The organism is Microbacterium sp. C448 (assembly GCF_000582705.2).
Classification (GTDB): domain Bacteria; phylum Actinomycetota; class Actinomycetes; order Actinomycetales; family Microbacteriaceae; genus Microbacterium; species Microbacterium lacus_A.
Window position 1 is genome coordinate 22,867 of record NZ_HG779784.1, and the last position, 7,126, is coordinate 29,992.

Sequence of the window (7,126 nt, forward strand, 5' to 3'; positions counted from 1 at the left end):
AGACACCCATGCCCAATCCGTGGTTCGAGACGGTCGCCGAGGCACAGCGTCGCGCGAAGAAGCGTCTGCCCTCCCCCGTTTACGGCGCACTGATCGCCGGGTCGGAGCGGGGGCTGTCGTACAAAGACAACCTGGCCGCGTTCGGCGAGCTCGCGTTCGCTCCGAAGGTCGCCGGTCACCAGGCCGAGCGCCGGCTGTCGACGACGGTCCTGGGCCTCGACATCGGTATGCCGGTGATCATCTCGCCGACGGGGGTGCAGGCGGTCCACCCCGACGGCGAGGTCGCGGTCGCACGCGCCGCGGCGAACCGGGGCATCCCCATCGGTCTGAGCTCGTTCGCCAGCAAGAGCGTCGAAGAGGTGGCCGCCGCGAACGAGAACGTGCTCTACCAGGTGTACTGGCAGGGCACCCGTGACACGATGCTCGAGCGAATCGACCGGGCGCGCGCGGCCGGCGCCAAGGCCCTCATCGCGACGCTGGACTGGTCGTTCTCGCACGGGCGCGACTGGGGCAGCCCGGAGATTCCCGAAAAGTTGACCCTGCGCGCCGCCGCACGCTTCGCACCGCACGCACTCGTGCGTCCGCAGTGGCTCGCCGAGTTCCTGCGTTCGGGCCGGGTGCCCGATCTCACGGCGCCTAACCTGGCCGTCGGCGGGGGTAAGCCGCCGACGTTCTTCGGGGCCTACGGAGAATGGATGACGACCCCGCCGCCGAGCTGGGAAGACGTAGCGTGGCTCCGCGAGCAGTGGGACGGTCCGTTCCTTCTCAAGGGTGTCTCACGTATCGACGACGCGCTCCGCGCCGTGGATGCCGGTGTCTCGGCGATCTCGGTGTCGAACCACGGCGGCAACAATCTCGATTCCACGCCCGCAGCGATTCGGATGCTTCCGGGCATCGCCGAGACTGTCGGCGACCAGATCGAGGTGCTCCTCGATGGCGGCGTGCGCCGCGGCGGAGATGTGGCGAAGGCCCTGGCGCTCGGCGCCGATGCCGTGATGATCGGCCGTGCGTACCTGTGGGGCCTCGCCGCGAACGGACAGGCGGGCGTCGAGAACGTGCTCGACATCTTGCGAGGCGGGTTGGACTCTGCCGTCCTCGGCCTCGGCCGGGCTTCCATCGACGAGTTGAGCCGCGAAGACCTCTGGATCCCGCCGGGCTTCGAGCGTCGACTGGGGGTTCCGCAGGCTCCGGTCGACTGATGCCCGAGCGCCCGGATCAGCACCCGCTGGACGATTCGGCGCGGCTCGTCGACCGAACGTGGCCGACCGTCGGTACACCTTTCCTCCTGGTGCCGGTCGGCGCGACCGAGCAGCACGGACCGCACCTGCCGCTCGACGTCGACGCGACGATCGCGCAGACGGTCGCCGATCGACTCGCCGCCCGGTCGCGCGATCGGGGTGACGATGCCGTCGTCGCGCCGCTAATCGCGTTCGGGTCGAGCGGCGAGCACCAGGATTTTCCGGGCACGCTCTCGATCGGTACGGCCGCGCTTCAGCTGATGCTCATCGAGCTCGGTCGCTCGGCGTCCTCGTGGGCGCCCCGTGTGGTCTTCGTCAACGCGCACGGGGGCAATCTGGACGCCCTCGTCGCGTCCGTCCGTGTGCTCCGGTCGGAAGGTCGCGACGCGGCCTGGCTGCCGTGTGCAGCGGACGACGGTGGGCGCCACGACGCCCACGCGGGCTATGACGAAACGTCGATCATGGCCCATCTGCGTGCCCCGGCCATCCGTTTCGATCGTTTCGAACCCGGCGCCACCGACCCGATCACCGCTCTCCTCCCCCGCCTGCGCACTGGCGGTGTGCGGGCGGTCTCGCCGAACGGAGTACTCGGCGACCCGCGTGGGGCGTCGGCCGAGGCGGGCGAGCAGCTTCTGGCGACCATCGTCGACGCAGCGTGGAGGCGACTCACGGGCGTCGTCGCGGACGACGGACGACTCGTGCCAGCCGCCGGCGATCGGGGCGGGACGGATGACTGACCCGACATTCCCGCCGGATGGCAGCATCGTGCGTCTCAATACCCACACTCGTCGAACGGGCGGGCGGGTGCTCGTGGGCGGTGCTCCGATCCGGGTCTCGCGAATCAGCGCGGCGGCCGCCGAACGACTGCCGGGACGCGATCTCGCGGTAGGTGACGAGACGAGCCGTGCGCTTGCTCGGTACCTTCTCGAGACCGGCATGGGCGAGCTTCTGTCGGCATCCCTTCCGGACGTTCCTCTCAGCATGCTCACGGTCGTGATCCCCGTGCGCGACCGCCCGACCCCACTCGCCCGGTTGCTCGCGAGCGTCCCCACGGGTGTCGCCGAGGTCGTCGTGGTCGACGACGGCTCCGTTCGTCCGCAGGCCGTTGCTCGCGTCGTGGCCGAGCATGGCGCGCGGCTCGTGAAACTGCCCGAGAATCGGGGCCCCGCCGCCGCGCGGAACGCCGGCATGTCGACGGCGCAGACGCCGTACGTGGCATTCGTCGACTCCGACGTCGTCCTCGATGAGGGCGCGCTCCAGACGCTCCTCCGGCACCTCATCGACCCCGACGTCGCTCTGGTCGCACCCGGTGTCCGCGGGCTGCGGCGCGAACGCGGGACCTGGCTCGAAAGGTACGAGGACGCGCGGTCCTCACTCGATCTGGGTCCGGATGCCTCGACCGTCCGTCCACGCAGCCGCGTGTCCTGGGTGTCGAGCACGAGCCTCGTCGCACGTGTCTCTGCGCTCGGGGGCGGGTTCGATGCCGACCTCCGGGTCGGAGAGGACGTCGACCTCGTGTGGCGTCTCGTGGCCGCCGGTCATCGCGTGACGTACGACCCCACCGCGATCGTCCGGCACGAACATCGCGCCTCGCTCGTGGCCTGGATGCGGCGCAAGTTCGACTACGGCACGGGGGCCTACGGGCTCGGTGTGCGGCATCCGCAGGACATCGCGCCGGTGGCCCTGCCACCGTGGAGCATCGCGCTACTCACCGTCACCCTGGCGCAGCGCCCGTGGTCCGTGCCGGTCGGTGTCGGCATCGTCGCGGCTTTTGCCGCACGAATCTCCCGACGTATCTCGCATATCCCGAATCGGCGCAGTCTCGCGGCGCTTCTCGCCGCTCAGGGAACGGTCACGACGCTCGTGCAGGGATCGGCGCTATTGGTGCGGCACTGGTGGCCGCTCACGATCGTCCTCGCCCTCGGGTCGAAGCGGGTGCGCCGCGCCGCGCTCGTCGCCGCCCTCGGCGATGCCGCGATCGAGTACGTGCGACTGCGTCCCCGGCTCGACCCGGTGCGGTTCACGCTCGCCCGGCGCCTCGATGACGTCGCCTACGGCGCGGGTGTGTGGTGGTCGTCCATCCGGGGCCGGTCCGCCGCTGCGCTCAAACCCCGGGTCGTCCGAGGCAACGAATAGGCCGACGGAGGTCATCCGTCGGCCTATTCGGTAAGGCGCCGTGCGCGGCGCTTTACGCGGTGGTGTTGCGCAGTCCGTACACCGACTCGTGCCACGGGATGAAGAAGCGCTTCAGCTCGTTCACGATCAGATACAGCGCGAGCCCGAGCAGCGAGAGCCAGAGTATGAGCGCGAAGGTGAGCGCGGCATCCAGCTGGTTCATGCTCGAGACGACGAGGAATCCGAGTCCCTGGCTGCCGGCGATGTACTCACCGACGATCGCACCGGTCGTGGCCAGGACGATACCGACCTCCATACCCGCGAACAGATAGGGCTGGACGCTTCGCATCTCGAGCTGGAGCAGGGTCTGCGTGCGCGATGCGTTCAAGCTCTTCATGACCTCGCGCTGCCCCTGCTCGACCGAGCGGACACCGAGGAGCATGTTGAGCATGATCGGGAAGAAGGCCAAGAGGGCCGACAGCCAGATCTTCGACGTGATGCCGAATCCGAACCAGATGACGAACAGCGGGATGAAGGCGACCTTCGGGGCGACCTGCGTGATGACGATGAGCGGACGCACACTCGCCTCAAGCCAGGGCAGCTTTCCGAGCAGCACGCCGACGACGACACCGGTCACGACGGCGATCGCGAACCCGATGAGGATCTCGGACAGCGTGGTCAGGGTGTGACCCCAGATTCCCGGGGTTGTGAACAGTCCGATGAATTTCTCGCCGACCGCGGCGGGCGGTGGGAACAGGAACGGGTTGACTTGCCCGATCGTCACGACCAGCTGCCAGATGACGATGATCACGACGACCAGAACCGGCGTCACGACCCAGGGCAGGATCCGCATGACCTTCTGGCGGTTCATCAGTTCTCCTCGTCGATGTCGTGACGGAGCTTCCGCACGATCTCGTTGAATTCGGCGGTCGTCGTGGTGTCGATCGTGCGGGGTTTCGGCTCGGCGACCGGCAGGATCTGACGCACGCGACCCGGTCGCGGCGTCATGTGCACGACGCGGTCGGCCAGGAACACCGCCTCGGGGATGTCGTGGGTGACGAAGACGACGGTCGATGTCGTCTCGAGCACGATGCGCTGCAACTCGAGGTTCATGCGCTCGCGCGTCAGAGCATCGAGGGCGCCGAACGGCTCGTCCATCAGCAGCAGGTCAGGCTCGGTCGAGAGTGCACGCGCGATGGCTGCACGCTGGCGCATACCGCCCGACAGCTCACGCGGGTAGGACTTCTCGAACCCGCCGAGGCCCACGAGGGCCGCGAGCTCGGTGGCACGGGCGCGGCGGGCTTGCTTGCTCGCCCCGCGCAGCTTCATCGGCAGGGCGATGTTGTCGAGCACCGACAGCCAGGGGAAGAGGTTGCTCTCTTGGAAGACGAAGCCGAGCTTGGTGATCGCCGACTCATCGACGGTCGTGCCGCGCCACAGATTGTTGCCGTCGACCTCGATCGTGCCCGCGGTGGGCGACAGCAGCCCGCCGATCATGCGCAGGAGCGTCGTCTTGCCGCAACCGGATCGGCCGATCAGGGCGATGAACTCACCGCGCTCGATGGTCAGGTCGACGCCCGAGACAGCGTGCGTCGTGCCGGACCGTGTGATGAAGTCACGTCCGACGCCCTGGATCTTCAGTCGTGGGACGGTGTCGGTCGTACCGGATGCGGGTGCGCTTCCGGCCGGGGACGGAGTCGGGATCGGGGTGCTCATAGGGGCATCATCGCTCTCGTTTCAGGGGAAGGTGGTGGCCTCGCGGAGTCCGCGAGACCACCACCGGATGGCTGCGAGGTTTAGTTGGCCGGCAGCAGGTCGCTTGTGATCCACGCCGACGGGTCGGCGCCGCCCTCGAGCAAGCCGCCCGCGACGTAGGAGTCGTAGATCGTGGTCCAGAAGTCCTCGTCGTTCTCGAGCAGACCGACGGTGCCGGTCGAGTCGATCCACGTCTCGGTCGTGTAGGTCTTCAAGGCCTCGACCGCGATCGCGTCGTCGGTCAGAGCCGCGAAGTCCCAGTCACCGCTGTCGCGGAGCGTGGCGAGGACGTTGGCGAAGTCGTTCTCGCTGTCGTCGATGATCTCCTGCGTCGCTTCCTTGATGGCGGCCAGGAACAGCTCGATCTCTTCGACGCGCTCCGGGTTCTCGAGGTTCGACTGGGTCGTGATCCAGACCTGACGCTCGGGGGCATCGACGAGACCTGCGGGGCTCGATACGGCATCCTCGTTCTGCTCGGTGATGCCGATGGAGGTGTCGAGGCTGACGACGTAGCCGTCGAGCTGACCCTGCTTGACGAGCTCGTAGGTCGCGGACGTGACGGGAACGGCCTGACGCGTGACCGAGTCGCGATCCACCCCGGCCTCGTCGAGGGCGAAGTTGAGCATCTTCTCGCTCGTTCCGCCGACCGAGCCGAGTCCGATGACCTTGCCCTCCATGTCGGCTGCCGATTCGATCGGGTTCTCTTCGGTCGAGATGACGCGCAGGTTGCTGCGGTAGGCCATCGTGCCGACGCCGACGATGGGCTGGCCGGACTCCATGCCGGGCATGACGTCGACCGTGCTGACGCGGGTGATCGGGGTCGCGCCACCGAGCAGCGTCTGGATGGCGGCCGATGTTCCCTGCACGGGCTGAAGCTGGACGTCGAGGCCGTACTCCTCGAAGATCCCCGACGAGTATGCGTACATCTCGGGAGTGAAGGTGAAGGACTGGAGGGGAAGGAACGACACCACGACGATGTCATTGAGTTCGGCGGGGGCAGCCTCGCCCTCACTCGCCGACGGCGCGGCTGTTCCCGTGCATCCCGCGAGGGCGAGACCGGCTACGGCGACGAGCGCCGTGGTCGTGATTCGCATGCGTCGACGGAAGGACCAGGGGCTCTTTTTCTGCACTGCTGTGGACATTTTCGACTCCTGTGTCGGATGACCCGCCCGCAACTGTGCGGCCGGTCCATCGAGTGTGCCGAGCATAACTCGGGATGCAAACGCGAGTTTTTACTGGATGGAATCAGCCGGGCGAACTCGCGGGGAACCTGCAGGGGCAGCACCGCGACGCAGCACGGTGACGACCCCTGTGTCGCCGTCGACGCGGAGCAGATCCCCCGTGCGGATGACGTCGAGCGGGTTGGGCGAGGCTTCGACGACGGTCGGGATGCGGGTGACGATCGCCCCGAGAACGGCCTTGGTCGTGACGATGTTGAACACCATCGCCGCGGGTGCCGTGCCCATGAGCCGCGTCGACTGGAAGAACCCCGACCAGCCCGAAGAACCCTTGGCGCCGGGAAAGACGAGCACCTTGCCCGTGAAGCACACACCGAACAGCTCGTGGCGGGGTTCGATGACCGTGCCGGTCGCGACGTCGATCCCTCCGAAGCCCGAGATCGGGTCGTGTGTCACGAGAGCCTCGGCCTCGGTCACGCCGGGCACGATGCCCCGTCCGCGGAATTCTGTGATCGGCTCGCGGTAGTCGTCCGTGACGGCGCTCACGCGAGCGCCCCGCGCCAGCGTCCCGTGATGGCAGCGTCCACGCACTCTTCGAGCGTCCCGAACCAAGCCTCGATGCCGAGGATGGCGGGGAGATAGTGCGCCTGTTTGGCCGAGTCCGTCGCGAATACCTTCGTGCCGGGAGGGGCTGCGCGCGACATGGCAGGGCACGAATCGGTCAGCACTTTGCCGCCGGCCCGGGTGATCGCGCGGGTGTACCCGTTGCGGTCGGCCATGGTGCGGAGGGCTCGCGGTGTCATGACCCAGAGCTCCGTCCCCTCCTTCAGGCGCTTGCCC

8 protein-coding genes are annotated in these 7,126 nt (G+C 68.0%); 3 read left to right on the top strand and 5 right to left on the bottom strand.

Annotated features, from left to right (window positions below; translation table 11 throughout):
• Positions 1-8 precede the first annotated feature (8 nt).
• Genes mftD through mftF form a run of 3 tightly spaced genes read left to right on the top strand, consistent with a single transcriptional unit; the run spans position 9 to position 3,374 of the window.
• Positions 9-1,199 (top strand): pre-mycofactocin synthase MftD, encoded by a 1,191-nt coding sequence (gene mftD / locus MIC448_RS14020; protein ID WP_036300997.1) that lies wholly within the window; start codon positions 9-11, stop codon positions 1,197-1,199.
• A complete protein-coding gene (mftE, locus tag MIC448_RS14025; RefSeq protein WP_051513991.1) occupies positions 1,199-1,975 on the top strand; it encodes a mycofactocin biosynthesis peptidyl-dipeptidase MftE in 777 nt (258 codons plus the stop codon). Before mftD ends, mftE begins: the two co-directional genes overlap by 1 nt.
• Entirely contained in the window at positions 1,968-3,374 is a 1,407-nt protein-coding gene (gene mftF / locus MIC448_RS14030; RefSeq protein ID WP_036301000.1) for a mycofactocin biosynthesis glycosyltransferase MftF, read from the top strand. Before mftE ends, mftF begins: the two co-directional genes overlap by 8 nt.
• A 52-nt stretch (positions 3,375-3,426) precedes the next feature.
• Here the strand turns inward: mftF and MIC448_RS14035 are convergent, their stop codons facing one another.
• The 5 genes from MIC448_RS14035 to MIC448_RS14055 form a co-directional block, all read right to left on the bottom strand.
• The gene (locus MIC448_RS14035; RefSeq protein ID WP_036301003.1) at positions 3,427-4,224 is read right to left on the bottom strand and encodes an ABC transporter permease; all 798 of its coding nucleotides are present in this window, start codon (positions 4,222-4,224) and stop codon (positions 3,427-3,429) included.
• A complete protein-coding gene (locus tag MIC448_RS14040; RefSeq protein ID WP_036301006.1) occupies positions 4,224-5,069 on the bottom strand; it encodes an ABC transporter ATP-binding protein in 846 nt (281 codons plus the stop codon). The genes MIC448_RS14035 and MIC448_RS14040 overlap by 1 nt, the downstream gene beginning before the upstream one ends.
• Positions 5,070-5,149: 80 nt before the next feature.
• Positions 5,150-6,202, bottom strand: a complete 1,053-nt coding sequence (locus MIC448_RS14045; RefSeq protein ID WP_036301009.1) for an ABC transporter substrate-binding protein — start codon at positions 6,200-6,202, stop codon at positions 5,150-5,152.
• Between the two features lie 138 nt (positions 6,203-6,340).
• On the bottom strand, positions 6,341-6,832 hold the full coding sequence (locus MIC448_RS14050) for an aconitase X swivel domain-containing protein (RefSeq protein ID WP_198517724.1): 492 nt from the start codon (positions 6,830-6,832) through the stop codon (positions 6,341-6,343).
• A partial coding sequence (locus MIC448_RS14055) for an aconitase X (RefSeq protein ID WP_036301012.1) occupies positions 6,829-7,126 on the bottom strand: 298 nt, incomplete at its 5' end. The genes MIC448_RS14050 and MIC448_RS14055, both read right to left, overlap by 4 nt.